Source organism: Rhodococcus sp. C1 (assembly GCF_020809065.1).
Classification (GTDB): domain Bacteria; phylum Actinomycetota; class Actinomycetes; order Mycobacteriales; family Mycobacteriaceae; genus Rhodococcus_F; species Rhodococcus_F qingshengii.
The window spans coordinates 5071090-5095042 of the sequence record NZ_CP078080.1 but is presented as its reverse complement, the minus strand read 5'-3'; the positions used below and the strand labels follow the sequence as shown (position 1 = coordinate 5095042).

General features: G+C 60.7%; 26 protein-coding genes. 9 read left to right on the top strand and 17 right to left on the bottom strand.

Features of this window, described 5'->3' with window-relative positions; translation table 11 throughout:
• Window positions 1–27: 27 nt before the first annotated feature.
• The 5 genes from KTR60_RS23405 to KTR60_RS23385 all read right to left on the bottom strand — a co-directional run bounded on the left by KTR60_RS23405 (window position 28) and on the right by KTR60_RS23385 (window position 4617).
• Window positions 28–1023, bottom strand: a complete 996-nt coding sequence (locus KTR60_RS23405; protein WP_228401299.1) for a glycine betaine ABC transporter substrate-binding protein — start codon at window positions 1021–1023, stop codon at window positions 28–30.
• On the bottom strand, window positions 1020–1838 hold the full coding sequence (locus KTR60_RS23400) for an ABC transporter permease (protein WP_003939758.1): 819 nt from the start codon (window positions 1836–1838) through the stop codon (window positions 1020–1022). Before KTR60_RS23400 ends, KTR60_RS23405 begins: the two co-directional genes overlap by 4 nt.
• A gap of 2 nt (window positions 1839–1840) precedes the next feature.
• Complete coding sequence (locus KTR60_RS23395) at window positions 1841–3052, bottom strand: ATP-binding cassette domain-containing protein (protein WP_007731456.1); 1212 nt, start codon at window positions 3050–3052, stop codon at window positions 1841–1843.
• A complete protein-coding gene (locus KTR60_RS23390) occupies window positions 3049–3696 on the bottom strand; it encodes an ABC transporter permease (RefSeq protein ID WP_054187726.1) in 648 nt (215 codons plus the stop codon). Before KTR60_RS23390 ends, KTR60_RS23395 begins: the two co-directional genes overlap by 4 nt.
• Window positions 3697–3996: 300 nt before the next feature.
• On the bottom strand, window positions 3997–4617 hold the full coding sequence (locus tag KTR60_RS23385) for a malonic semialdehyde reductase (RefSeq protein ID WP_063315823.1): 621 nt from the start codon (window positions 4615–4617) through the stop codon (window positions 3997–3999).
• Window positions 4618–4726: 109 nt separating this feature from the next.
• Here KTR60_RS23385 and KTR60_RS23380 point away from each other — a divergent pair, with 109 nt between their 5' ends.
• The 3 genes from KTR60_RS23380 (at window position 4727) to KTR60_RS23370 (ending at window position 6617) form a co-directional block, all read left to right on the top strand.
• Window positions 4727–5080 carry a winged helix-turn-helix transcriptional regulator gene (locus KTR60_RS23380; protein WP_007731459.1) on the top strand — a complete coding sequence of 118 codons (354 nt, stop codon included), beginning with the start codon at window positions 4727–4729 and terminating at the stop codon, window positions 5078–5080.
• 294 nt (window positions 5081–5374) lie between these two features.
• On the top strand, window positions 5375–6223 hold the full coding sequence (locus KTR60_RS23375; RefSeq protein ID WP_020970664.1) for an alpha/beta fold hydrolase: 849 nt from the start codon (window positions 5375–5377) through the stop codon (window positions 6221–6223).
• A 190-nt stretch (window positions 6224–6413) separates the two neighbouring features.
• Window positions 6414–6617 carry a PspC domain-containing protein gene (locus tag KTR60_RS23370; RefSeq protein WP_003939828.1) on the top strand — a complete coding sequence of 68 codons (204 nt, stop codon included), beginning with the start codon at window positions 6414–6416 and terminating at the stop codon, window positions 6615–6617.
• A 9-nt stretch (window positions 6618–6626) separates the two neighbouring features.
• Here KTR60_RS23370 and KTR60_RS23365 read toward each other — a convergent pair whose 3' ends face one another.
• Complete coding sequence (locus KTR60_RS23365; RefSeq protein ID WP_080712681.1) at window positions 6627–7286, bottom strand: TetR/AcrR family transcriptional regulator; 660 nt, start codon at window positions 7284–7286, stop codon at window positions 6627–6629.
• A gap of 99 nt (window positions 7287–7385) precedes the next feature.
• Between KTR60_RS23365 and KTR60_RS23360 the strand changes: the two genes are divergently transcribed.
• Complete coding sequence (locus KTR60_RS23360) at window positions 7386–8882, top strand: MFS transporter (RefSeq protein WP_003940566.1); 1497 nt, start codon at window positions 7386–7388, stop codon at window positions 8880–8882.
• 49 nt (window positions 8883–8931) lie between these two features.
• On the opposite strand, the gene KTR60_RS23355 is transcribed toward KTR60_RS23360, so the two are convergent.
• Window positions 8932–9639: a TetR/AcrR family transcriptional regulator gene (locus KTR60_RS23355; protein ID WP_007731468.1), complete on the bottom strand. Its 708-nt coding sequence runs from the start codon at window positions 9637–9639 to the stop codon at window positions 8932–8934.
• A 141-nt stretch (window positions 9640–9780) separates the two neighbouring features.
• On the opposite strand from KTR60_RS23355, the gene KTR60_RS23350 reads away from it, so the two are divergent.
• Window positions 9781–10218, top strand: a complete 438-nt coding sequence (locus KTR60_RS23350) for a GtrA family protein (protein WP_020908979.1) — start codon at window positions 9781–9783, stop codon at window positions 10216–10218.
• A 50-nt stretch (window positions 10219–10268) separates the two neighbouring features.
• Complete coding sequence (locus KTR60_RS23345) at window positions 10269–11039, top strand: ABC transporter permease (protein ID WP_007731470.1); 771 nt, start codon at window positions 10269–10271, stop codon at window positions 11037–11039.
• Window positions 11040–11562: 523 nt separating this feature from the next.
• Here KTR60_RS23345 and KTR60_RS23340 read toward each other — a convergent pair.
• Entirely contained in the window at window positions 11563–13044 is a 1482-nt protein-coding gene (locus KTR60_RS23340; protein WP_228401298.1) for a flavin-containing monooxygenase, read from the bottom strand.
• A 77-nt stretch (window positions 13045–13121) separates the two neighbouring features.
• Window positions 13122–13580: a DUF5990 family protein gene (locus KTR60_RS23335; RefSeq protein WP_228401297.1), complete on the bottom strand. Its 459-nt coding sequence runs from the start codon at window positions 13578–13580 to the stop codon at window positions 13122–13124.
• A gap of 38 nt (window positions 13581–13618) precedes the next feature.
• Here KTR60_RS23335 and KTR60_RS23330 point away from each other — a divergent pair, with 38 nt between their 5' ends.
• A complete protein-coding gene (locus tag KTR60_RS23330) occupies window positions 13619–14773 on the top strand; it encodes an alpha/beta hydrolase (RefSeq protein ID WP_042922323.1) in 1155 nt (384 codons plus the stop codon).
• A 33-nt stretch (window positions 14774–14806) separates the two neighbouring features.
• Here KTR60_RS23330 and KTR60_RS23325 read toward each other — a convergent pair whose 3' ends face one another.
• The 4 genes from KTR60_RS23325 to KTR60_RS23310 all read right to left on the bottom strand — a co-directional run bounded on the left by KTR60_RS23325 (window position 14807) and on the right by KTR60_RS23310 (window position 17468).
• Window positions 14807–15139: a CD225/dispanin family protein gene (locus KTR60_RS23325; RefSeq protein WP_007731480.1), complete on the bottom strand. Its 333-nt coding sequence runs from the start codon at window positions 15137–15139 to the stop codon at window positions 14807–14809.
• 180 nt (window positions 15140–15319) lie between these two features.
• Window positions 15320–15886, bottom strand: coding sequence for an FMN reductase (gene msuE, locus KTR60_RS23320; protein ID WP_007731485.1), 567 nt, complete (start codon window positions 15884–15886; stop codon window positions 15320–15322).
• 8 nt (window positions 15887–15894) lie between these two features.
• Window positions 15895–16953 carry an LLM class flavin-dependent oxidoreductase gene (locus KTR60_RS23315; RefSeq protein ID WP_047271106.1) on the bottom strand — a complete coding sequence of 353 codons (1059 nt, stop codon included), beginning with the start codon at window positions 16951–16953 and terminating at the stop codon, window positions 15895–15897.
• Window positions 16954–16964: 11 nt separating this feature from the next.
• A complete protein-coding gene (locus tag KTR60_RS23310) occupies window positions 16965–17468 on the bottom strand; it encodes a MarR family winged helix-turn-helix transcriptional regulator (protein ID WP_228401296.1) in 504 nt (167 codons plus the stop codon).
• Window positions 17469–17626: 158 nt separating this feature from the next.
• On the opposite strand from KTR60_RS23310, the gene KTR60_RS23305 reads away from it, so the two are divergent.
• On the top strand, window positions 17627–18931 hold the full coding sequence (locus tag KTR60_RS23305; protein ID WP_228401295.1) for an HNH endonuclease signature motif containing protein: 1305 nt from the start codon (window positions 17627–17629) through the stop codon (window positions 18929–18931).
• 95 nt (window positions 18932–19026) lie between these two features.
• Here the strand turns inward: KTR60_RS23305 and KTR60_RS23300 are convergent, their stop codons facing one another.
• Window positions 19027–19989, bottom strand: a complete 963-nt coding sequence (locus KTR60_RS23300) for a sensor domain-containing diguanylate cyclase (RefSeq protein WP_030535217.1) — start codon at window positions 19987–19989, stop codon at window positions 19027–19029.
• Between the two features lie 174 nt (window positions 19990–20163).
• Between KTR60_RS23300 and KTR60_RS23295 the strand changes: the two genes are divergently transcribed.
• Window positions 20164–21432 (top strand): vWA domain-containing protein, encoded by a 1269-nt coding sequence (locus KTR60_RS23295; protein ID WP_064113501.1) that lies wholly within the window; start codon window positions 20164–20166, stop codon window positions 21430–21432.
• Between the two features lies 1 nt (window position 21433).
• On the opposite strand, the gene KTR60_RS23290 is transcribed toward KTR60_RS23295, so the two are convergent.
• The 3 genes from KTR60_RS23290 to KTR60_RS23280 all read right to left on the bottom strand — a co-directional run bounded on the left by KTR60_RS23290 (window position 21434) and on the right by KTR60_RS23280 (window position 23887).
• Window positions 21434–22525 (bottom strand): alpha/beta fold hydrolase, encoded by a 1092-nt coding sequence (locus KTR60_RS23290; protein ID WP_058226197.1) that lies wholly within the window; start codon window positions 22523–22525, stop codon window positions 21434–21436.
• 170 nt (window positions 22526–22695) lie between these two features.
• Window positions 22696–23322 (bottom strand): superoxide dismutase, encoded by a 627-nt coding sequence (locus tag KTR60_RS23285; protein WP_003940303.1) that lies wholly within the window; start codon window positions 23320–23322, stop codon window positions 22696–22698.
• A complete protein-coding gene (locus KTR60_RS23280; protein ID WP_064113504.1) occupies window positions 23315–23887 on the bottom strand; it encodes a flavin reductase family protein in 573 nt (190 codons plus the stop codon). Before KTR60_RS23280 ends, KTR60_RS23285 begins: the two co-directional genes overlap by 8 nt.
• Window positions 23888–23953: the final 66 nt, after the last annotated feature.

Genomic DNA, 23953 nt, shown 5'->3' with positions numbered 1-23953 from the left:
CTACTCGGCTGGGTTGCGGTCAGCCGATCACTGCGCCGTGACAAAGCCTTCCGAGACCAGCCAGTCGCGGGCCACGTCCGCCGGCTCCTTGCCGTCGACGTCGACCTGCCGGTTGAGCTCGGTCATCACCTCGTTGGTCAGTCGCTCCGAGATCGGTGCCATGACTTCTGCTACCTGCGGATGTGCTTCCGCGAAGTCCTTTTTCATCACCAGTGCCGGATTGTATTTCGGGAAGAACTGGAGATCGTCGTCGAGCAGAACGAGATCAAGTGCGATGATGCGACCGTCGGTGGTGAACACCTCGCCGAACTTGCACTGATCGCCATCGGCTGTCGCCTGGTAGATGATGCCGGTCTGCAGGATCTGGCGTTGGGCACGAGAGGCGTCGAAACCGTATTTCGCTGCCAGGCCGGGATATCCGTCCTGGCGGACGTTGAACTCGGTCTCGACGCACGTCACCGCAGCTCCGGGATCGGATTCGACCAACTTCGCGTAGTCGGAAACGGTCTTGACACCGGTCTTCTCAGCGGTCTCCTTGCTCATCGCCAATGCATACGTATTGTTCATCGGCGCCGGATCGGTCCACACCATGTCGTTCGCAGCAAGGTCCGCATCGCGGACGGCCTCGAACTGCGCCTGCGAATCGGGAAGCGGTGTCTCGTTGCCGAGGTAGTTGATCCAGCCGGTTCCGGTGTATTCGTACGCAAGATCGATCTGGCCGTTCAACTGTGCGTCACGGGTGCTGTTCGAGCCCTGGATGTTCGTGAGATCTCGAACATCCGCGCCCGCAGCGGCCATCGCGAATTCGATGACGTACCCGAGCACGATCTGCTCGGTGAAGTCCTTGGAGCCGACGGTCATCTTCACACCCTCGAGCTCCGTAACCGGCTCGATGCTGCCGGGGCCGACGGCCAGGGGCAGTGCGCCACCGGACTCGAGACCACACGAAGCGACAAGTGTGAGGCCGATCGTGGCAACCGCGAGTTTCCAGCCCCACGTTCTGGTGATCGAAGTCTTGGTCATCGCAATCCCTTGGGCCCGAGATAAGTTTCGGCGAGCGCGCCGAGCCAGTCGATCAGCAAGGCCAGCGACACCGCCAGTACGGCACCGACAACGAGGGTGACGTTGTCGCGGAGCTTGTATCCGGTGTCGATCAGAATGCCGAGTCCGCCGGCACTGACCAGGAAGCACAGCGTCGCGGTACCGACGGCCAGAACGAGCGAAGTACGCAGTCCTGCAAGGATGTACGGGACGGCCATCGGGAACTCGAGTTGACGTAGGACCGTGAGCGAAGACATTCCCTGCCCGCGCCCCGCATCGATCAAGGTCTTGTCCACTTGCTGGTAGCCGAGGATGGTGTTGCGCAGCACCGGAAGCAACGAATAGAACGCAATGGGAAACACGCCGATCCAGAAGCCGGTCGTTCTTGTCGCGAGATAGAACAGCACGAGCAGGCCGATGGCAGGCGCTGCGGCTCCGATGTTGGCTATTCCCACGAAGAACGGTGCCAGGCGGGTGAATTTCGGCCTGGTCAGCAGGGTTCCGAGTGGAACCGCGATGGCGACGACGATGATGACCACGGCGGCGGTGATCAGTACGTGCTGCCAGGTCAGAGTGACGATGTTGTCGAGGTTGATGCTCGCCTTCTGCGTCGCGTTGAGATCTCGGCTGAATGCCCAGATCAACACGCCCGCAACCAGGATCAGGACGATGACCGGCTGCACATACAGTCGCATCCGTTCCGCACGGCGCGTGGCGGCGTTCTCGGCCGCACCCAGATCGGGGGCGTCCGGTTCCATCTCAGGCGCGGAGACGCGCTCCTCTGTCGTGGCAGTCATGTTCAACCCTCGACGTTCTCGGTGTCTGGCTCTTCGTCGTGGTCGTGCGCATGCTCCTCGCGCATTTCGGAGAGATGGCTGACCAGTGTGTCGATGGTGATGAGACCGACGTACTCGCCACGCCGTCCGGTGACCACGGTGGACGCATTGCTCTCTGCGAGAAGAGCTTCCAACGCATCCTGCAGGGTGGACTGGATGGACACGGCTTCGCCGATCTCGTTACCGACACCTCGAAGAGTCGACGCATGGGCGAGGTGGCCGGGCGAGACCCAGCGAAGCGGCCGTCCGCGCTGATCGAGAATCAGGGCCCACTTCCACTTACGCGCTGCGAGTGCGGTTCTCAAATCATCGACCGAATCGGTTTCGCGGGCGGTGAGGCACTGCTTGAGTTTGATCTGGCGCACGCGTGTCAGGGTCAGCTGCTTGAGCGAGGCGTCCGCCCCGACAAATCCGGCGACCATGTCGTTTGCGGGATTGGCGAGAATCGCTTCCGGAGTGTCGTACTGCATGATGCTGGATTGATTGCCCAGCACGGCAATACGGTCACCGAGTTTGACTGCCTCGTTGAAATCGTGCGTGACGAAGACGATGGTCTTACCCAACTCCGACTGCAGACGCATCAGTTCGTCCTGGAGCAGGCCGCGGGTGATCGGATCGACGGCACCGAAAGGTTCGTCCATCAACAGCACCGGAGGATCGGCAGCCAGCGCCCGCGCCACGCCCACACGCTGTTGCTGCCCACCGGACAATTGGCGAGGGTAGCGGTCGCGATAGGTATCGGGATCGAGGCCTACGAGGTCGAGCATCTCGTCGGTGCGCGCTGCGATACGTTTCTTGTCCCAACCGATCAGACCCGGGACAGTCGCGACGTTCTTCGCAATCGTGAAGTGCGGGAACAAGCCTGCCTGCTGGATCGAGTACCCGATGCCACGGCGGAGCTTGTCCGGGTCGATCGACAGCGCGTCCTTGCCGTCGATGGTGATCTTGCCGGAGGTAGGTTCGATCAGGCGGTTGATCATGCGCATCGTCGTCGTCTTGCCGCAACCCGAAGGTCCGACGAAGACCACGATTTCACCGGCCGGAACAGTCAGCGAAACATTGTCCACCGCTGCAGCTTTCTGGCCCGGGTACCGCTTGGTGACGGACTCCAGGACGATCTCGACCCCGGATACCTTCTGATCTGTGGATACGTCAGACGGAATGGTTTCAGTCATTGCAGCCCCTTCGAAGTAGTGAGACGACCGATGACGACGTAGATTCCGTCGAGAATCAGAGCGAGAATGACGATCAGTACGGTGCCGACCAGCGCTTGCGGAACAGCATTCGGGCTACCGACACGCGAGAGTCCGGAGAAGATCAGGTTTCCCAGACCAGGACCTTTGGCGTACGCCGCGATGGCGAGGATGCCCATGAGCATCTGTGTACTGACCCGCATGCCGGTGAGGATCGACGGCCACGCGATCGGTAGCTCGATTCGACTCAGTACGTGCATGCGATTCATTCCGACACCGCGGGCTGCGTCCGTGATCGCCGGGTTGACTGCATCCAGACCGATGATCGTGTTCCGAATGATCGGGAGCAGGGCATACAAGATCAACGCGGTGATCGTGGGAGCGACGCCGAGACCGAGAATCGGAATGAGCAGTCCGAGGAGGGCGAATGAAGGAACCGTCAGGATCGTGCTGGCCAACGCCGTAGCGATGGAGGATCCCGCCGGGCTCCGGTAGACGAGAATGCCGATGATCACGGCGGCGATCGTCGCGATGATCACGGACTGGATAACTGCTGAAACATGAAGGTACGAGTCGGTCAACAACTGTTGTCGTCGTGCAACGACAAAATCCCATAGCGCGCCCATATTTCCGAACCCACTTTCTTCGGACTTCTGCTCGCTCGAACGTCTTCCCTCGACACCGACCGGCGCACAAGGGCTTTCCCCACAGCCTCCGTAGGCCGAGGGGTTTCCCTCGACTGTCGTCCAAAAACTGAGATACTGCAACTAATTCCGATTGCAGCGTGTCGGATGTTGTTCTGGACGTGAGATTTTGCGAGACGCGGGTATGTACCCACTGCGAGCAGAGTTGAAACGCGCTGGAGATGGCAAAGCGGGAGAGTTCCGCAGAACTCTCCCGCATTGCTTGATTTGTCCGAATTGGCCTCAGGCCCAGCTGAGCACATCCTCATCGGAGAGGCGCGGCAGACGATCGAACCAGGGGTTCTCACCGGGATGGCCGATGTTCACCACGAGGATCGTCTTGAAACGTCCGTCTGCGAAGAATTCGCCGTCGATGCCGTCGGCGTCGAACCCGGCCATCGGGCCGGCGACCAGACCCTGTGCGCGAATCGCGAGGATCACATAGCCGGCCTGAAGTGCGGCATTGAACCGACTCGTCGAACTGGCGGCAGCCTCGTCGGATTCGAAGTAGTCCTTCATCTCCGGGCGAATGGGGAACAGGTTGGGGATGTGCTTGTAGAACTCGGTGTCCACCGCCAGAACGGCAACTGCAGGAGCGGCCTCGGTCTTGGCTTTGTTGCCGTCTGCCATGTGCTCGACGAGGCGTGCTTTGCCTTCCTCGGTACGGACGAACAGCACACGTAGCGGATTGGTGTTGGCCGCGGTCGGTGCCCACTTCGCGAGCTCCCAGATCGCAGTCAGTTCGTCGTCGGTCACAGGTTCGTTCGAGAAGGAGTTGGCGGTGCGAGCCGCAGTGAAGAGGAGTTCGCGGCCGGCTTCGTCGAGTTGCTGGGCGGTGAATGGCGTGGCTGCGTCGAGAGACATCGGGGGTTTCCGTTCCGTGGTAGCTCGACCGAGCATCACCCGGTAAAGCTAGTTGCTAGTAAAAAAATAGTGCCTACGGATACGTTAGCACTGTGGCTAGGATGGTGGGGTGGCAAGCAAGAGCGAAGCGGGACACGAGCCCCGCGCATGTGACGGGGCTCTGGCCCGCGCGTTCGGCTTCCTGGGCAAACGGTGGAACGGCGTCATTCTCGGCACGCTGCTGAACGGGCCGGCGGGATTCTCCGAACTCAAGCGCGCGGTGGGCGGGATCAGTGATTCGGTGCTCTCGGAACGCCTGACGGAGTTGGCAGGGGCAGGCCTGGTGACGAGGAGCGTCGATGCAGGTCCGCCCATCGCCGTGGAGTACGAACTCACAGCGTCGGGGCAGGCGCTGCTCCCCGCTCTCAGTGAACTGACAACGTGGGCCGCCGAAAATCTGCCACCCGAGAGTTGCTCGAACTGAGCGCTCGCTAGGACGCCGGCGCCGCGACCGCGTGGGTCGCGCTTCTGTGGGACGAAATCTCGTAGGAAGCGACGAAACATCTACGCAACGTAGATGCAACGTAGCCAAAACTAGTGTTCTGGATCACACAGTGTTCGTGTGGTCGAGAGGCCTTTGGTCACGAATCTGTGGGCAGAACGGGTCCTGGTTCGCTACCGGTGGTGGATGAGGACAAGGTTCCGCGGGTTGAGCACACAGCTCGCGGAACCGCCCCACCACACGCCCCGACGAGGGCACCGGCCGACAGGAGTTCAGGTGTCCGTAGTTGCGGAAGTCTCGGCGATCGATTTCGCGGAGACCGAATTCGATTGGGCGCAGCGATCGACGCTGATTCGTGAAGTCGACCCACTCGTTCCGGGGCCACCATCCTTGGCGATGTGTCTGAGCGAGCCGACGCGCGGACTGGTCGACATCGCTTCACTGCTTCTCGCGGCTCCTTGGTTGCTTCGATCGCCGCGTGGGGACGGGCATCCGGTCCTCGTTCTCCCCGGATTGCTGACTTCGGACGTTTCGACTCTCGCCTTGAGGACATACCTCAGCTTTCTCGGATACCGGGTTCACGGTTGGAATCTGGGTCTGAACACCGGTCCGACGGCGACGGTGGTCGACGGACTGCCTGCCGCATTGGCCGAGGTAGCAGATCGATACGAGCAGAAGGTGTCGGTAATTGGCTGGAGTCTGGGCGGTATCTACGCTCGAAAGCTGGCGAGGGACCTGCCGGATTCGGTGCGTCAGGTAGTGACACTGGGAAGTCCTTTCGGTCTCACCAGTCTGGAGCAGACGAGAGTCGGATCTCTCTACGCTCGTTTGTCCGGCAATCACGCGATACTGCCTCCGGTCGACGGCATCGAATCCGAACAGGGATCGCCTATTTCCGTTCCCGCCACGTCGGTCTACTCCAGGCACGACGGTATCGTTCCATGGCAAGCGTGCTGTGAAACCTCGGCAGGCCTGTCGGAAAGCATTGCGGTGCAAGGCAGTCACATGGGGTTGACCCACAACCCGTCGGCGTTGTGGACCGTTGCCGATCGTCTGGCGCAGGACGTCGACAACTGGCAACCTTTTGCGGCTCCGAAACGGCTTCGACGCATGTTTCCCTGCTGAGGTGCGAGGCTGAGGTCCGAGGCCGGGGTGTGGGGGAGAACCCTGAGTCTGACGCGGGGACGGACTCGTACCTGAGGACACACCGCGTCGGAAAAGATGGGTCCATGGCCTGATGCGCACAGGTGGATCGGCAGCGGATAGTGGAGGTCGACGCGGATGAACCGCGAGTTCCGTTGAAAGGAAACAACACATGACCTCCCCGATGAATACCCGCAAGCTCACCCGCGCCCGCTCGGGAGCAATGTTCGGTGGGGTGTGCGCCGGAATCGCTCGGTACTTCGGTTGGAAGTCGTCGACAGTCCGCTTGCTGTTCGTACTCTCGTGCCTGCTGCCCGGCCCGCAGTTTCTGATCTACATCGTGATGTGGATTTTCATTCCTCGTGAGCAGATCTGACCGAACCGCTCAACGGCGGCGGTCTTTCAGGCATTGCTTGGCCTCGTGCAATTCCTCCGAACTCAGTGGAGGAAGGGGCAGTGCGTCACGGTGCAAGCCCTCCGTGCGTAGGCCGTCGAGCATTACCGAGAGGTATCGACGCCACACGGTCGGGTTGACGGGCTGAGCAAATTCGGTGACTGCGCCCACCATGAAGATGAGGCCGAACAGGTCCGTCGGTACGGCGTCGGTGCGCAGCATCCCGGCCTCCTGGGCCCGGTAGAAGATCCTCTCGACCGACGGTTCGATGATGGATCGTTGGCATGCGACTTGCTCGCATCCCTCGTCGGTTCCGTTCAGGACGTCTTTGAGTCCGCGGTTGACCGACATACGGCTGCAGGCGAATTCGGCAAAGGTGACAAGTCCGTCCCACGGATCCGGATTGGCAAGTGACGCGTCCGCGGCCGCTGCCATGTCGGCGAAGTTCTGCTGGAAGACTCCGTCGATCAATTCTTCTTTGCTGGCGAACCGCCGATAGACCGTTCCGACGCCGACCCCCGCGCGCCGGGCGACGTCGTCGAGTGTGACGTCGATCCCTTCTTCGGCGAACAATTCACGTGCGGCGTCGATGATCAACTGCCGATTACGTGCAGCATCGGCGCGAAGGGGGCGCTCCATTGCGGTACTCATGTCCCCACTCTACCCGCCAAGTGGAGACAGCCTCTCCGTTTTCGTGTAGCGTTTTTGCTAACCGGAGAAGCCATCTCCGCATAGGTTGGGCGAGGGACTATGTCAGACATTGCTGAACGGACTGAATTCGAGCAGTCCTCAGCGCCTTCAGGGGACAACCACGCAAAGCGGTGGCTGGTTCTCGCGGTTCTGGGAATTGCGCAGCTGATGGTGGTCTTGGATGCCACCATCGTCAACATCGCGCTGCCTGCTGCGCAGCGCTCACTGGAGTTCGGTGATTCGGACCGCCAGTGGATCATCACGGCATACGCATTGGCGTTCGGCAGTTTGCTGCTACTCGGCGGTCGATTGAGCGACTTGTTCGGGCGCAGGCGAACTTTCATCGTCGGCCTGATCGGCTTCGCAGTCGCTTCCGCCATCGGTGGCGCAGCCGTCAACTTCGAAATGCTTGTTGCCGCTCGTGCCGGCCAAGGCGTATTCGGTGCGCTCCTTGCCCCGGCAGCCCTGTCGCTGCTGTCCGTGACATTCACGGATCCAGGTGAGCGTGCCAAGGCGTTCGGTATCTTCGGTGCCGTTGCCGGCGGTGGTGGCGCCATCGGACTGCTGCTCGGCGGCGCACTCACCGAGTGGGTCGACTGGCGCTGGTGCCTCTTCGTAAATCTCTTCTTCGCGGCGATCGCCCTGGTCGGAGCAGTCCTGTTGCTCGCGCCGCACACCAGTGACTCGCGACCCAAACTCGACATCCCCGGAACGATCCTGGTGTCGATCAGCTTGTTCAGCATCGTCTTCGGATTCTCGAAGGCCGAGTCGGACGGGTGGAGTGCAACTCCCACTATCTCGTGGCTCGTTGCCGGCGTCGTGTTCATGGCGGCGTTCATCTACTGGCAGACCAAGTCCGAGCACCCACTTCTTCCGCTGCGGGTGGTCCTCGACCGAATCCGGGCTGGCTCGTACCTGGCGATCTTCCTTTCCGGCGCAGGCATGTTCGCAGTCTTCCTGTTCCTGACGTACTACATGCAGCTGATCCTCGGGTACAGCCCGATCATGACCGGCCTCGCATTCATGCCGATGGTGTTCGGAATCGTGACAGCGGCAACGCTTTCGACAGCGGTTTTGCTGCCGCGCGTCGGTCCGCGAGTGCTGATCGTGAGCGGAATGGTCATCGCGGCGATCGGAATGACGCTGCTGGCCCAGATTTCCGTGGACAGCACCTATGCAGTACACATTCTGCCGGGGCTCGTCGTCACCGGACTCGGCATGGGCAGCATTTTCGCCCCGTCGATGCAGGGAGCAACTTCAGGCGTGCATCACGAAGATGCCGGCGTCGCATCTGCCACGGTCAACACGATGCAGCAGGTGGGCGGCTCGATCGGAACTGCACTGCTCAGCACGATTGCCGCCTCGGCTTCCACCAACTACCTGGTGGGCCGCGAGATGAATCCGCTGACTCAGGCGCAGGCCGCCGTCGAGAGTTACACCACGACGTTCTATTGGGCCGCAGGCATATTCGCGGTCGGTGCGGTCTTGACCGGACTGGTTCTTCGGAGTGGACTGCTTCCGGATTCGCCGGAAGGTGAACCGGTAATCGCCCACTGACAGCAAATTTCGGGGTCGACGCCGCAATGGCGTCGACCCCGAAATCGACTCAGCAGTTCTTCCCGGGCGTTGCCTGAAACCGATGAAGGACGTGATCGAGTTGCTCGGAGGACAGCGCCGGCACGGGCAGTTCCCGATGGTCGGTGCGGGACGCGCAGAGTCCGTCGATCATGAACCCGAGTGCGCGGCGGTAAGCCTGAGGGGCCTCGTCGCCACCGAACTTCTGGGCCATCTTGACGACCTGCATGAGAAGCGGAATGTCGTTGACTTCGAAGTCGCTGCGCAGGGTGCCCTGTTCCTTGGCTCGATTGACAAGTACCGCAGTGTGTCGAGCGATCCCGGCGCGCGCGCGAGCGAAGGTGTCGGACGTGAAGCGTCCGTCCATCAGGAGATCGCCGAATCCGCGGTTGTCTGCCATGCGCAGAGAGATCACGTCGAGAAAGTAGACAAGACCTTCCCAGGCGTCGGGCATCTCTCGGGCGGTGGCGGCGATCGTTTCGATCTCGGAACACCGCGTGTCGAACAGTGCCTGGATCAGTTCGTCCTTGCTGGCGAACCGGCGATAGACGGTGCCGACGCCGACGCCGGCGTGCTTCGCGACGTCCGCCAGCGTGGCGTCGAGTCCTTGGGCAGCGAACACCTCGCGAGCGGAGTTGAGGATGCGCTCGAGGTTGGCCTTGGCGTCGGACCGAAGGCGCGGCTGTGAGCAGTCGGCCGAGGTCCCCGCATGAGAAGCGTCGGGGTGTGTTGTCGGCATCCTCACAGTCTACGGCACTAAGCGGAATGATCGATTCCGTTAGTGCTATATTACTAAGCGGAACGTGTGGTTCCGATTGTCCGTATGAGAGAAGCCGATATGAGCACGTCTGACATCTGGGTCGGGAGCAATCCGATCTCGATGGTGGGTACGCGGAGTGCAGGTTTCGCGGCAACGAGGCTTCGCGCCCTTGCCGGCGACGGCGCCTTTGCTCAGCTCGTTCGTTTTGCCCTCGTCGGCGGAGCCAGCAACATCTTGTACTTTGCCGCTTTTCTGGCGCTGCGCGGTGACGGAGCGCTGGTAGCCAACGCAGTTGGTGCGGTCTTGAGCACCATTCTGGCCAATGAGCTGCATCGCCGGCTCACCTTCCACGCCGCGGATCGCGTCAACTGGTTCACCGCGCAGTGGGAAGGCGGTGGACTCGCACTGGTCGGGTTGATCGCCAGTTCTGCCGCCATCAGTGCGCTCGGCTTCCTTCTCCCAGGCGCCGACGGGCTTCTTCAAGCCGGGCTTGTGATCGCCGTGAGCGGAATTGTCGGTGGCCTGCGATTCGTCGCCCTTCGCGGTTGGGTGTTCTGAGCGGTTCTCGAATTCGGATCGGACTCGGCTCGTAGGGAACACTGAGACCCATGAGCCTTTCGATAGCCGACTCCGGCATCCGTCTGGCTGTGCTCTGCATCGTCATGGCACTTGTCGCCACGCTCGTCTACCGATTCACCTATCTCGGTAGCGTTCGGGTGGTCCCCGGTGCCCTCGCTCGTGGCGCTCTTCAGCTGGCTGCGATTTCGTTGATCCTTGCCGCCGCCTTGGCCCACATCTGGTCGGCGCTCCTCGTGCTCGCCGGCATGTTCGTTGCGGCGTCTTTCACCGCGGCACGACGCTCGAACGCGGGGACGTCCGGAGTTTGGCTGACCATCGCGTTGGCGTCGGGAATCGGTGTGGTTCTGCCACTGATGCTGCTGTCCGGAGTGGTTCCGCTGCAAGGCGTCGCTCTGGTGCCGATCGGCGGCATTGTTCTGGGTGGCGCGATGACTGCAACATCGATGGCAGCCAAACGCGGACTCGACGCCGTCGACGACCGGTACGGGGAAGTGGAAGCAGCACTGAGCCTTGGATTTTCCCAACGCGATGCGCGGTGGGAGGTAGCCCGCACCGCTGCCTCCGATGCTCTGCTGCCTGGAGTCGACCAGACACGCACCGTCGGCCTCGTGACATTGCCCGGAGCCTTTGTCGGTGTGTTGCTCGCGACGGGATCGGCCGTTCAGGCCGGTGCTGTGCAAATTCTTGTATTGGCAGGGTTGTTGTTGGCACAAACCTGCTCGGTGGCCGTGGCGTTGGAACTCGTCGCCCGCGGTTTCGTCTTTCGAGGCCAAGCTGTCAGGCCTGCGCGAGTTCGTTGATCTTGTCGCTGCGAAGGACGCGGCCGGGAAGATCGGGGGTGTTTGCCGCGAGGGTGATCATTGCCCTGCCGATGTTTTCACTGGTGATCACGCTGCTGGGCCACACCCTGCGTAAGAGTGGGTGGAGAGGCACGGAGATTTGATACGACCGTGTCGATTCGTGAATCGTCCATGTATTCGACCAGCACTCGGTTGCCGACCATCACAACGGAACGGACTGGAGATCATCCGGCCGGAATGGCCAACTGAACGCTTGACCTGCAATTATGAGTCCATTTTGATCCGACTCGCGACTAAAGTCCCTACAAACCGGCTGGACGGTTGGCTGAAAATAGTTTTATGGACGAAGGAGTTGATGAAATACACGTTCTCGGATCGGAGTCCGCCGGTCGAATGGTAGAGGCGTCGGCGATCATCGTTCTCGGTGCGCTCTGTGCAGTAGTCGCAGGTTCGGGTGTGTTCTTTGTCGTCGGATCGATTGGTGGCTTCGCCCGATTGCTCTACCTGGTTGTTCGTGGTCCGCTCAACTCTTGCTCGGTACCGGCGTCGACTGTCGAGCTGGCGCCTTCGAGAACGTCATGTGGTCGTTGATGCTCCCGAACGTCGAGTGAAGACGATCAAGGATGTAGTTCTGACGCATGTTCCACGGTGACTTCGATCCCTGCTTCGGGAACTGTTCCACAGCACGCATGACGTACCCCGACGCCAGGTCCAGGATCGGCCGCTGGTCCATCTCTTCGCTCGCGTGCGGCACGCACTTCGAATAGCCGCGCTTGTCCATCGCCGTCAGCAGTCGGCAGACGTACATCGACGTGAGATCTGCTCGCAGAGTCCACGAGGCGTTGGTGTAGCCGACGCACATCGCGAAGTTCGGTACGTCGCTGATCATCATGCCCTTGTAGACGTAACGATCACCGAGGGTGACGGGTTCGCCGTCCACTTCGATCGACATCCCGCCGCACGCTTCCATCTTCAATCCTGTTGCAGTGACGATGATGTCAGCTTCGAGTTCGCGACCTGACGCGAGACGAATTCCGGTCTCGGTGAAAGTGTCGATGCGATCGGTCTCGATCGAGGCCTTGCCCGATCGGAGGGCTTTGAACAAATCGCCGTCCGGTACGACGCACAAGCGTTGATCCCAGGGATCGTAGGTGGGTGTGAAGTGAGGATCGAGTGGGATCTCTTCCGGGAGTTGGCGACTGATCGCGAGGTTCAGCAACCGCTTTGCGCGCGCTGGACTGCGCCGGCACAGTTGGTAGAAACTCAGGTTCACTACGATGCTCTTCCATCGAGCGATGCTGTGCGCGAGCTGATTCGGCAGTACTGCGCGAATGGTGTCCGATAATTTGTCGCTGGACGGCAGAGCCAGAATGTATGTCGGTGATCGCTGGAGCATGGTGACATGGCTCGCGTCGCGCGACATCGTGGGGACCAAAGTGACTGCGGTGGCGCCGCTTCCGATCACAACGATCTTCTTGTCGGAGTAATCGAGATCCTCGGGCCAGAACTGCGGGTGCACTACGTCGCCGCTGAATGATTCACGTCCAGGGAAGTCGGGGGTGTATCCGCCTTCGTAGCTGTAGTAACCACTGCACAGATAGAGGAAGTTGCAGGTCAGGGTTTCATCTTCGTCACCGGTCGTGACAGTGACCGTCCACGTCGAGTCAGCTGACGACCATGATGCGGCCGTCACCTTCCGGTTGTACCGAATCTTCTTGTCGATCCCGTTCTCTCGCGCGGTGTCGCGCACGTACCGGAGGATCGAATCACCGTCGGCGATTGCTTTGGCATCTGTCCACGGCCGAAACGGGTAGCCGAGCGTGAACATGTCGGAATCCGACCGGATGCCAGGGTATTTGAAGAGGTCCCAGGTTCCGCCACTGTTCGCGCGGGCCTCGAGGATTGCGTACGACTTGCCGGGAAGCTCGGTCTGGAGTCGATACGCAGCACCGATGCCGGACAAGCCGGCGCCGACGATCAGGACATCGAGGTGTTCGGTGCTCATCAGTTCGGACTCCGTATCGATCGTGTGGGGCCACCGGGCAGGCTAATGTGTTCGATCTCCACACTACTGAACGATGCTCAGTAAGGCGAGGATGACCATGTGATCGTCGGCGGTCGGATAGCCGCACACAGTGGTTTACCTGCGGCGTCGGTGAGGCCGAGGTCTCCGTGGAGCATGCCGGAAGCGTCGGCCTCCTCGGCGATGTGCTCGGGGATCGCGTCGAGCATCAGCTTTGCGCGCCGAAACATCTCGAACGTCTGGTCATCGGATACCGTCACCCAGGACAGGTAGATGAAGCGTCCGCGAGGTGGACCCTGGATGTATGGACCGAGTAAGTCCCAGGCACCGGACTTTCGCTCCAGACTCGCTGTCAGTTCCCATCGCACTGTCTCGGTATCTCCCGGTACGAGGTCGAGGATTTCGTGTGGCTTGCCTCGGCGCTGAACGCCGACTTGGATGTTGCTGCGCTCTTCGAAGGTTGCGGTTTCGGAACACTCACGTCCGGGCAGGCTGTGACCGGTGATGATGATCTGCATATCGACATCATGCTCTGCATAGGTCGGGAGGGGTTGGCGTGGTGAGTCGTTCGGGTAGAACCTCTGTTGCGGCCGTGGTGGCGAGCATTCTGTTGTCGGGTCTCGGGTGGGGGTCAGGTGTTGCAGTGGCGACGGCGGACGAACCGGAAGTCGCGGGCGCGCTGGAGTCCTATGGCGAACTCTCGGCCGCAGTGTTTCCGGTCGGCGCCGGTGAGACGCAGCGGGTCGTCTATCGAACTCTGCGTACCGCTGACAGATGGGGAGAGTCGTCAGGGTCCGTGTTTCTGCCGGAAGGCGCCCCACCGGCGGGCGGTTGGCCCGTCATCTCCTATGCCCACGGAACTTTGGGCAGTGCGGATCAGTGTGCACCCTCGTCGACCGGATTCGGTCCGGGCGAGATCGAACCGATCGAACGCTGGTTGGAGCAGGGGTACGCGGTGGTCGCTACCGACTACTCGGGAGTTGGTACCGACGGGGTGCTGGCCTATCTCGACGGACATGCCGCCGGGGCGAATGCCGTCGACATCGTGCGGGCCGCGCACGAGTTGTACGGCAATGTGCTGAGTCCGCGGTGGATGGTCGCGGGTTTGTCCGAAGGTGGTCATGCGGCGTACTTCGCGGGACACGATGCCACCACTCGTGCACCGGAATTGGATTTCCGTGGCTCGGTTGTAGTCGCAGGCCCCACACACATGGAAGGGCTGTTTCCGTTGGGCGGCCCGCTGTTTCCCGACATCGGTATCACCGGGCTGGTGGGATATGCGCTGTACGTCCTGGCTGGGATCGACGATCAACGACCCGAAGAGAACATTCGCGAGGTTCTCTCGCCGCAGGGGATCGAGTGGATGGAAAAGGCTCGGACACTGTGCGCCGGAGATCTCGGCCGACACATTCGAGCCGAACGAATCCAGTTGAGCTCGTTGTTTTCTCGGTCGGTATGGACGCCGCGCATGTACGACCTGTTCCGCGAGATGATGCAGGTGCCGGTCGACGGCTACGACCGTCCACTGCGCGTGGTGCAGAGCGTGTCGGACACAACGGTTCCTGTCGCCCTTACCTGGGCGCAACTGGTCGACATGCGTTCGCGGGGAACGCAGTTCGAGTATCAAGAACTCGCCGGAATCAGCCACGGTCAAACGACGGTCGCTTCGATGGACCAGACCATGGAGTTCGTCGATCGATTGATGAGGTGATGTCCTGGTGGTGTGGTTGTCCAGGGTGGCTGTTCAGCGCATACGCCGCGGACCGTAATCGTGGCCACCGTTGGCGAACCACACGATTGCCGCAATCGCGTACAGGATGCAGACCAGGAGTAGTAGGCCGCCTGCGATCCACAGCGAGATCTGACCGAGCCGTTTCACTCGATCGGACGCATACCGCGACCCGGCCACATCGCCGTCAGCCCACAGCGGATACACGTTGAAGGCGTGCGTGAAAGCGGAGAAGGAAAGCGGCCAGAAGAACAGCAGCGAGACCACTGCCCAGCCCGCATTGACGGGTGGTCGAATCGGGTGCTGAGGAACGGATTGCTGGACAGTGGGTTGATCCGGGGTGGTCATGGGGGGCTCCTGACATGAGGTGGCCCTTTCGACGCTACTGCGATGGAGCTGAAGAATCACTGAAAAATGGTGTTCGGTGATGCGATGTGGATCAGCGGCGTAAGTGTGCTGGATCAGCCGCATTGCCAGTCGTGACCGCTGGTGGTGGTTCCGGGTCATTGTTGTGCAGACGAGGGGCGTTCACGTCAGCGCAACTCGATGCCGCTCCGCGAGCATCCTGGCTACCGGCAGGACGTCCTTTGCTGCCATCTCGATACGTTCGAATACCTCGGGATTGAGGATGGTCGTTCCGTCGAAATCACCTGAGCTGAGATAGATTCCGACCGGAGCGGTCAGCGCTTGGAAGAAAGCGAACAGTGGCCGCAGGGCATGATCCAACACGAGAGCATGGCGGTCGCTACCACCTGTAGCGGCAAGAATCACCGGAGTGTTGGCAAGCGCGTACTGGTCGACGAGATCGAAAAAATGCTTGAACATTCCCGTGTACGAACCGCGGAACACCGGTGACGCCGCGATGACGATATCGGCGGACTCGACTGCTGCCAGCGCTTCGGCGGTCACTGAGTCGACGTGATCGCGATCCAGAGCAGATGCAAGACCTGGAATCAGATCCACGATCTCGAAAACTCGTGTGTCGATCTGCTCGAAGTCTCCCAAGGTTTCGACGATCAGGTCGACGAGGGCACGAGTCTTGGAGGGTTTTTGGAGGTTGCCGACAACGGCAACAATTTTGAGCGGTGTGCTCATCGAAACTCCTATTCTTGGGACGACTTCAGCGATTCGATTTCCTTACGCACAACGGGGGCTACTTCGGTGCCGAGGATCTCGATCGCACGCAGCATGTCCTTCTGTGGCACGTTGCCGAACCCCATCTGGATCATGATGCGGTCATGATGGAACAGTTCGTACTGCGCCATCGTCTTGTCTATGATTTCCTGCGGGCCGCCGAGGAAGAACGCACCCGCGGTGGTTGCCTGCGCTTCATATGCCCTGCGCGGCATGGGAACTCCGTTTCCGCGCTGATGATGATTCTGCATCCACCCGGCCTGGAAGTACGGGTACGACGTGTCGAGTGCTGTTTGCTTCGAGGTATCGACAAATCCTGGCGAAGCAATCGAGACAGCCAGTTTCTTCGGATCGTGTCCGAACTCCGCTGCAGCCCTGCGGTATAGATCGACGAACGGTTCGAACTGTTGGTAACTTCCACCGATGATGGCCAGTGAGAGGGGCAGGCCCAGTTTCGCGGCACGGACGACAGAGGCCGGAGTACCTCCGACTGCGATCCACACCGGAATCTGACGGTCCGGGCGGGGCGTCACGTCACCGTCGATCAGTGGTGGGCGAAGTTGTCCTTCCCAGTTGATCGGGTTCTCGTCGCGCAGTTTCAGTAGTAGATCAAGCTTTTCGGCGAAGAGTTCGTTGTACTGGGACAAGTCGTACCCGAAGAGCGGAAATGACTCCGTGTACGAACCTCGGCCGGCAATGATCTCGGCACGGCCTTCGGAAAGCAGGTCAACTGTCGCGAACTGTTGGAACACACGTACGGGATCGTCGGAACTGAGTACGGTTACGGCGCTGGACAGCTTGATGTTGTCGGTAGCCTGAGCCATTGCCGCGAGCACAACTGCAGGGGCTGAGACTGCGAAGTCGGTGCGATGGTGCTCGCCGACGCCGAAGACATCGAGTCCAACCTGATCGGCAACGGTTGCCTGCTCCACCAAATGGCGAAGGTGGACACCGGGATTCATCATCGCGCCGGTAGTGGGATCTGGGGTGAGTTCACCGAAATGGTAGACGCCCAATTCGAAAGCCATGTTGTTTCTCGCTATCTGTTCGTGGGGGTGATGGAAAGTTGTTCTACGTGCGCATCGCATGCGCCGCCTTGATTCGTGTGATGTGCGGCAAGTCGGGAGAAGAAGCGTTCGAGTACCGGAAGCTCCTCGGTTTCAATGAGATCGGAGAAGTATTCGGCGATCCCTCGCGTGTGTATGGCGGACGCTTTTCGAAGCGTCTTCTTGCCCGCAGGCGTCATTGACACCGTCACGACGCGTCGATCGTTTTCCGGGCGAACGCGCTCTGCCAGTCCTGCCTCGACCAATCGATCGACGACGCGCGTCACGCCACTGGTGGTGACCAGGACCAGTTCGGCCAGATCGCCCATTCGGATCGTGTTTCCCGGCGCTTCGTGCAGTCGGAGCAGAACGTCGTACTGGCCAAGGGTGAGCCCGGTGGTGGTTCGAAGGTCCGCCTCCATCTTGCCGAGGATGACGCTGTGGGAGACGACGAGGTCGCGCCACACACGACCACGTACGTGTTCATCAGTTGTCATCGGTGACGCCCTCCATTTATTTGCGACCGCAAGTATTGCTTACTCAAATAATACGCGTGCGACCGTCGAACTATTCCATGCTCTTATTTGCGCTGGTAGCAAGGTATTGACTCGAACGCATGTTCGAGTATGATTTGGGGAGGGGATCGGGGGATTCAATGAGTGTCTTGTTGTCGGACGTGGTGTCTGGTTCTGCGGTGGGGTTACGCGGACGGTTGTGGCAGTTGTCTGCTGCTGAGTTGCGCGCTGCTGCGGTGTCGGCGAGTGCTGAGATTCTGCGCCTGGAAGCCGTTCGTGTGGCTGTGGTGTACGAGTTGTCGTTGCGCCCGGATGATCAGGTGATTGCGAGCCGCGGGGTGGGGTCCTGGTTGGCGGCCAACACGATGCTGCAGGTTCGGGACGGGAAGAAGATCGCCGCCCTGGGTGCGGCTTTGCGGCCGTTTCCGGCGGTGGCGGCTCGGTTCGATGGCGGGGACTGCTCCTTCGAGCATGCGGTGTTGATCGTGGCGTTCTGTGAATCACCGCCGAAGGGGATGCCGGAGGAGGCGCTCCCTCGCTGTATCGATTTGTTGTTGGCTGCTGCGTCGGGTGTGGAGGCGACGACGACGAAGGTGCGGAACGTGATCGCGACGTTGGAGCGGTTGTTCGAATCGGATGAGATTCCGCCCGCCGAGGATGTCGACCGGAACGAGTTGCGGATCGCGTCGACATTGAACGGTCGAGTGGTGGTGCGTGGTGATTTCGACGCCCTCACCGGAGAAATGCTGCTCTCGGCCCTGTCGAATCTGACGATGCCCACCCCAGCACCGGACGGAACCCCGGATTCTCGGTCGGCGGCGAAGCGGACTGCGGATGGGTTCACCGAACTGATCCGCCGCTATCTGGACTGCGCCAAGACCGGTACCGATGGTGGTCAGCGTCCGCATGTGAATGTGCACATCAATGCTCGGGATCTGGCGGAGCACCGTGACTGCGCCGCAGCACCCTCCACTGCTGATGACGGAATGGCTGTGTCGGATCTTGATGTCGGGCACATGCCCTGGCTCGGACCGCTGTCGGTGTCGCAGACCAGGCTTCTCGGGTGTGATTGTTTCCTGTCGACCGTTCTGCTCGACGATCATGGGGCACCGCTCGATGCGCAACCAGGAAAACGGTTGGTCACCGCCGAACAGCGAGTGGCGTTGATTGCCCGAGACAGAGGCTGCGCGTTCCCGGGCTGCACATGCGTGCCCGCGTGGACTGATGCGCACCATATCCGGCACTGGGCCAACGGTGGCCCGACGGTGATGAACAACCTGGTCCTGCTGTGCCGTTCACATCACCGATTGATGCACCGAAAATCCGGGTTCGTCGGGAAATGGGAAATCCGGATCGGTGTCGACAACAAGCCCTGGTTCATCCCGCCGCCCTCGATCGACCCCGGACAGCAACCCAGGCCGGCGAACACCACCTTCAAAACCTGAGAGGTCAAACCTCTTTGGCGACAACAGAACACGGACCGAGCACCGCATCGAAGGGATCCTCCGATGCGGTGCCAACCGGCCGTGGAGGAGTCGAATCAGTGCTTCGAGCGCTTGTGGCGGTACATCTCCGCATCGGCCGTATCCCAAGTCTCGGAAAGGCTTTGGGTCATGGAAAAGTCGGCTCGACCGATCGAACAACAGACGTCGGCATTCCGGAACGCCTTCTCCAAACACTCGAGCAGGTAGTCGACGGCGCGCGGCTGTGTATCGGGCAGAGCGATTCCGAACTCGTCTCCGCCCAACCGTGAAACCACCGCACCAGGGTGCGCGCACGCTGCCAAGATCTTGCCGGCCCTTTGAACGTATTCGTCGCCCGCGGCGTGGCCGAGTTCGTCGTTGATGGTCTTCATGCCGTCCAGATCGACGATGATGATAGCTCCCGGATCGGCGAATTGGCGGTACCGAGTTTGCTCGGCCTCGAGGATGCGATTCCACCCGCGCCGATTGAGAAGACCTGTCAACGGGTCGGTCTCGGCATCGAGTTGCGCAGTTTCGGCCAGTCGGACTGACTGCGCGCGCTGATAGTCGACATCGAGAATGGTTCCGAGAAGTCGGCACAGGAGATTGAGGAGGGCTAGGTTGTCCTCGAGTGCGGAGTCGCCCGCACTCGGGTCGGCGCCACACAGAGTGCCGAAGAGACTGCCGTCGTTGTGGAGGATTGGGATGCTGACGTATGCGCCAATGCCTTCCCACCTGCCATCGCGGGACAGTGCGCGCACGAGCGCGCGATTCGATGAGACTGGCGGCGCATTTCCGAGTACCACCTCGCTGCACATGGTGTTTGGCCAAGCCCGGGTCTCGCCGACTTCGATGTGAAGTGGGTTGGGTGAGACGGTGAGAAAGATTTGATTGGACCCGTCGAACCGCGTGATCGACCACAGTGCCAGCGGAAGATATTCGTCGAGGTAGGACACGACCGAGCGACTTGCGTCGTCGAAATTCGTCAGAGGTGGCAAGAGTGGCAACATCGGGATGGTGCGCGCCTGGCCGTGCGGCATTTTTGACCTCCTGATCGACCCTAGGATTCTGTCGATGTTCAGGCTCTTGGTCCCGCGTGCGACAAATCTTCCACGAACAGTCTGCCTCGAGAATCCTCGCGATTGCTGAAAGTGTGCTGTGATTCTTCCGACCGCGGGGCCGTGGATTCTTTGGTGGCCAGCTAATCTTCCGGTATGGAGCTGGCGCGTGGAGCGAACACAGTCGTTGAGGGAACTTCGCTGAAGGTGGCGGTGAACGGTAGCGCCCCGGGCACGGTAGACCTGATGGTGTTCCAGCTCGACGAACGGAACAAAGTACGGGACGACGCAGATTTTGTCTTCTTCAATCAGCCGGTCTCACCCGAAGGCGCGGTGCGCTTGGAGTCCGGCGGCGTCATCGAAATCGACATTGCGAGGTTGCCCGCTGACATCCATCAGCTGAGTGTTGCCGTGGCACTTGATGCGGCGGCAAACGGAACCCTGTCTGCTGTCGGGGGCCTTGGTGTCGTGGTGGAGCAGGTTGGTTCCACCGCCATCGTGGCTCAGGCTTTGGGGTTGACGAGTGAGAGGGCAGCGGTTCTCGTCGAGATCTATCGCCGCGGCGCGGGCTGGAAGCTGCGAAACGTGTCAGCTGGCTGGGACAGCGGATTGGCGGACCTGGTAACAGCATTCGGAGTGTCGGTCGACGAGGAACCGCAGGCTCGACCCGCCGGCTCTGCTGAAACGACAGACGGCATTCGGACCGTGCCCGACGAAGCCAAACTCTCCATGGTGAAGCGGGAGAAGCTGGACCTCCGAAAGCGCGAAGTGGCCAAGGTCCTGCTGACGAAGGGTGGCAACGGAATTCGGGCACGGGTGGTCCTGGTGATCGACAAAACCGGAAGTATGGCCAAGCAGTACCGCACCAGAGTGGTGCATCGTGTTGTCGAACGCATGATTCCCGTTGCGATCCAACTCGATGACGACGGCAAGCTGGAGCCGTACTTGTATGCAGTCAGCTTCGTCAAACTTCCCGAGATCTCTGTCCATGACGCGGAAGAGTGGTCGGATACCTACCTGCACTTGCGCGGCTCGCACGGCGGATTCAACTACGACAAGATCGGCGCCGCAAATCGTGAAGTGCCGATCATGACTGAGATTCTTTCCGGCCTGACACGTGGTTCGGCGCCGACGCTCGTCCTGTTCTTCACCGACGGTGGCTTCAGCGAGCGCAAGGAAATCACGAAATTGATGCGCGAAGCGTCTGGGCTCCCGGCCTTTTGGCAGTTCGTCGGAATCGGCAAGGCCAACTACGGAGTGCTGGAGAAGCTCGACGACCTCGACGGCAGGGTGGTCGACAATGCCGGATTCTTCGCGCTGGACGACATCGACACCGTCGACGACGCCCAGTTGTACACCCGTTTGCTGAGTGAATTCCCGGATTGGCACAAGGCAGCTGTAGCCGCGGGCATCACAACGCCGTGATTTAGCTGGTCGAAACCAACTGCGGTGCATTCTCTTTCAAGAATTCGTCGATGTGCGCCCAGGTGGAGTCTCTCGCGGTGGGGCCGGCAACGAGCCCGAGGTGACTTCCCGGCGCCTTCTCGAACCGGACCGACGGCGCGCCGGTGAGGACCGACGTGATCGCTTCCACCGAAGCGATTGGTGCAATCACGTCAGTGGTGCCGCCGACCGCGAGAACGGGAACGCTCAGAGCTGACAGTTTGATCTCGCGTCCGGCAAGCGTGACGGTGTCGTTGAAGAGATTGTTGCCCAGCATGAGTTGTTCGCAGATCTGCTGAAAAGCCTTGCCAGGGTATCCAGGCATGGCTGCCATGAACTTGTCTATCGATTCCATGCGAGCCAGTGTCTCGGTGTTGTGGAGGTTGCGCATGATGAACCATGGCTTGAGAACTTCGCGCTGCAACGCCGTCACCTTGTAACTCGCCTGAACGAGTGGTGCAGGTAGTCCGCCGACAAGATTGGTCGCGGACGTGAGTGGGGTGTCGCCCGTGTATTTGCCGATCAGCCTCAAGGGGCTGATAGCGGGAATCTTCGTGTAATCGATTGGCGTTCCGATTGCCGTGATCGATGCGATCGGCAGGTCGGAGTGAGCGGAGCCCGTGAGCAGAGACATGGTCCCGCCGAGGCTCCACCCGATCAGCGAAACCGGTGCGCCGTCGTGTAGATCCGAGATCGTACGGATCGCTTCGGGGATGATGTCGTCGACCCAGGCCTCGAAACCCATCCCGCGGTCGGAGTACCGCATGGTCCCGTAGTCGAGGAGGTAGGGCGTGTTCGCCCCATCCAGTAGGTGTGCGGCGAGGCTTTGGCCCGCACGAAGGTCGTAGCAGTCGGCTGAAACCGCGAGGGGCGGTACGAGGAGAACCGGATTACCTCTTGGCCTCCACAATGCGCCGAAGCGATACAGATCGCGGTGTGGACCTTCGCTGATCAGTACGGACGGGGTGCGTTCGGTCTTCTCGACACCGTCGCCGAAGGAGAGTCCCCATGCATTGCGTGCTGCGGTGTCCAGCGTCGGACGCCACGTCGCGATCAAACCACTGATATCGAGCACTGGTTCCCCTCGGAGTCGAATCGGCGGACGGCCGAGTCAGCCGCGCTCGGTGTATGTTACCTGCCTTCACATACATCGACTTCGTGGGTGCAGAAACCCAGCTCGGCAACGGAGCCACCGTGCCGAGCTGGGTTGATCGGGGTGGTATGGCAGTGATCGGGTGGGGACGATCAGGCGGGGACGATCAAGCCGGTCGAGGCTGTGGCCGTCGCGTATCGCTGTGCAACGTCTTCCCAGTTGATGACGTTCCAGTAGGCCTTCACGTAGTCGGCCTTGACGTTCTTGTACTGCAGGTAGAAGGCGTGCTCCCACATGTCGAGCATGAGCAACGGAACGATACCGATGCTGATGTTGCCTTGCTGGTCGGTGAGTTGCTCGATGACCAGGCGCTGCCCGACCGTGTCGTAGGCCAGTACTGCCCAGCCGGACCCCTGCAAAGTGGTTGCTACAGCGGAGAAGTGGTTGACGAATGCGTCGAAGGTGCCGAAGTGCTCGTCGATTGCGGCTGCCAACTCTCCCTCTGGCCGCTCACCGCCGTTGGGGGAGAGGTTCTTCCAGAAGATGGAGTGATTGGTGTGGCCGCCGAGGTGGAAGGCGAGGTTCTTGCTGAGCAGCGGCGCCTTCGCGGTGATCGTGCCGTCTTCGCGCGCAGCAGCCAACTGCTCGATTGCGCTGTTGGCGCCCGCCACGTACGTTGCGTGGTGCTTGCTGTGGTGCAGTTCCATGATCTCGCCGGAGATGTGCGGTTCGAGAGCGGCGTAGTCGTAATCCAGTTCGGGGAGAACGTATTCAGTCATGTGACATGCCTTCCTTTGAGGAAATGTTGTGAGTCGAGAGATTTCGATAGGTTCGATCGTGATAGACGAGCGGCGCTGACACGTGCTGCGGATCGATGACGTCGACGACGCGTGCAGTGACGATCACTGCGGCGCCACATGTAGTGGCATTCAAGGGAACCGCACGCAGGGCGTGGCCTGTCCCATGTAGGAACGGTTCACCCGTCGAGAGAAACGACCAGGGCATATCGTCTCCGAAGCGCACAGCGCCGCGGGTTGCGAACGTGGAAGCCAGTCGTTCGTTCGCCGAATTTGCCAGGTGAACAACAAAACTGCGGGCGGAAGCGATGACGCTCGCAGAGCCTCGCAACGACTGCAGTGAAAACGCCAGAACTGCAGGATCGGCGCTGATCGAGATCACCGACGACGACGTGATGCCGGCCGGGCCGTCATCGCCCGTTGCGGTGATGATCGAGACGCCGGCGGGATGGTTCCGGAACGCCTCGACGAAGGAGTTTCGGATGGACGGCTCCGCATCAACAGAGTCGTCCGAAACAGATTGGGTGCCAACCAGTTTTGTGGTCACTCCTCGCCCCTCTTCTGTCTCGGGTTTTGCTGCCGTTGCACTGTCTTGTGCAATACCGACGTTAAA

Excerpts from the sequence above, each read along its gene's own strand:
- KTR60_RS23300 (WP_030535217.1), bottom strand. The coding sequence starts at position 19,989 with ATGCCGCACGGCCAGGCGCGCACCATCCCGATGTTGCCACTCTTGCCA.
- msuE (WP_007731485.1), bottom strand. The coding sequence starts at position 15,886 with ATGAGCACACCGCTCAAAATTGTTGCCGTTGTCGGCAACCTCCAAAAA.
- KTR60_RS23345 (WP_007731470.1), top strand. The coding sequence starts at position 10,269 with ATGAGCCTTTCGATAGCCGACTCCGGCATCCGTCTGGCTGTGCTCTGC.
- KTR60_RS23295 (WP_064113501.1), top strand. The coding sequence starts at position 20,164 with ATGGAGCTGGCGCGTGGAGCGAACACAGTCGTTGAGGGAACTTCGCTG.
- KTR60_RS23315 (WP_047271106.1), bottom strand. The coding sequence starts at position 16,953 with ATGGCTTTCGAATTGGGCGTCTACCATTTCGGTGAACTCACCCCAGAT.
- KTR60_RS23395 (WP_007731456.1), bottom strand. The coding sequence starts at position 3,052 with ATGACTGAAACCATTCCGTCTGACGTATCCACAGATCAGAAGGTATCC.
- KTR60_RS23360 (WP_003940566.1), top strand. The coding sequence starts at position 7,386 with ATGTCAGACATTGCTGAACGGACTGAATTCGAGCAGTCCTCAGCGCCT.
- KTR60_RS23310 (WP_228401296.1), bottom strand. The coding sequence starts at position 17,468 with ATGACAACTGATGAACACGTACGTGGTCGTGTGTGGCGCGACCTCGTC.
- KTR60_RS23355 (WP_007731468.1), bottom strand. The coding sequence starts at position 9,639 with ATGCCGACAACACACCCCGACGCTTCTCATGCGGGGACCTCGGCCGAC.
- KTR60_RS23370 (WP_003939828.1), top strand. The coding sequence starts at position 6,414 with ATGACCTCCCCGATGAATACCCGCAAGCTCACCCGCGCCCGCTCGGGA.
- KTR60_RS23405 (WP_228401299.1), bottom strand. The coding sequence starts at position 1,023 with ATGACCAAGACTTCGATCACCAGAACGTGGGGCTGGAAACTCGCGGTT.
- KTR60_RS23400 (WP_003939758.1), bottom strand. The coding sequence starts at position 1,838 with ATGACTGCCACGACAGAGGAGCGCGTCTCCGCGCCTGAGATGGAACCG.
- KTR60_RS23340 (WP_228401298.1), bottom strand. The coding sequence starts at position 13,044 with ATGAGCACCGAACACCTCGATGTCCTGATCGTCGGCGCCGGCTTGTCC.
- KTR60_RS23365 (WP_080712681.1), bottom strand. The coding sequence starts at position 7,286 with ATGAGTACCGCAATGGAGCGCCCCCTTCGCGCCGATGCTGCACGTAAT.
- KTR60_RS23390 (WP_054187726.1), bottom strand. The coding sequence starts at position 3,696 with ATGGGCGCGCTATGGGATTTTGTCGTTGCACGACGACAACAGTTGTTG.
- KTR60_RS23325 (WP_007731480.1), bottom strand. The coding sequence starts at position 15,139 with ATGACCACCCCGGATCAACCCACTGTCCAGCAATCCGTTCCTCAGCAC.
- KTR60_RS23285 (WP_003940303.1), bottom strand. The coding sequence starts at position 23,322 with ATGACTGAATACGTTCTCCCCGAACTGGATTACGACTACGCCGCTCTC.
- KTR60_RS23335 (WP_228401297.1), bottom strand. The coding sequence starts at position 13,580 with ATGCAGATCATCATCACCGGTCACAGCCTGCCCGGACGTGAGTGTTCC.
- KTR60_RS23385 (WP_063315823.1), bottom strand. The coding sequence starts at position 4,617 with ATGTCTCTCGACGCAGCCACGCCATTCACCGCCCAGCAACTCGACGAA.
- KTR60_RS23305 (WP_228401295.1), top strand. The coding sequence starts at position 17,627 with ATGAGTGTCTTGTTGTCGGACGTGGTGTCTGGTTCTGCGGTGGGGTTA.
- KTR60_RS23350 (WP_020908979.1), top strand. The coding sequence starts at position 9,781 with ATGGTGGGTACGCGGAGTGCAGGTTTCGCGGCAACGAGGCTTCGCGCC.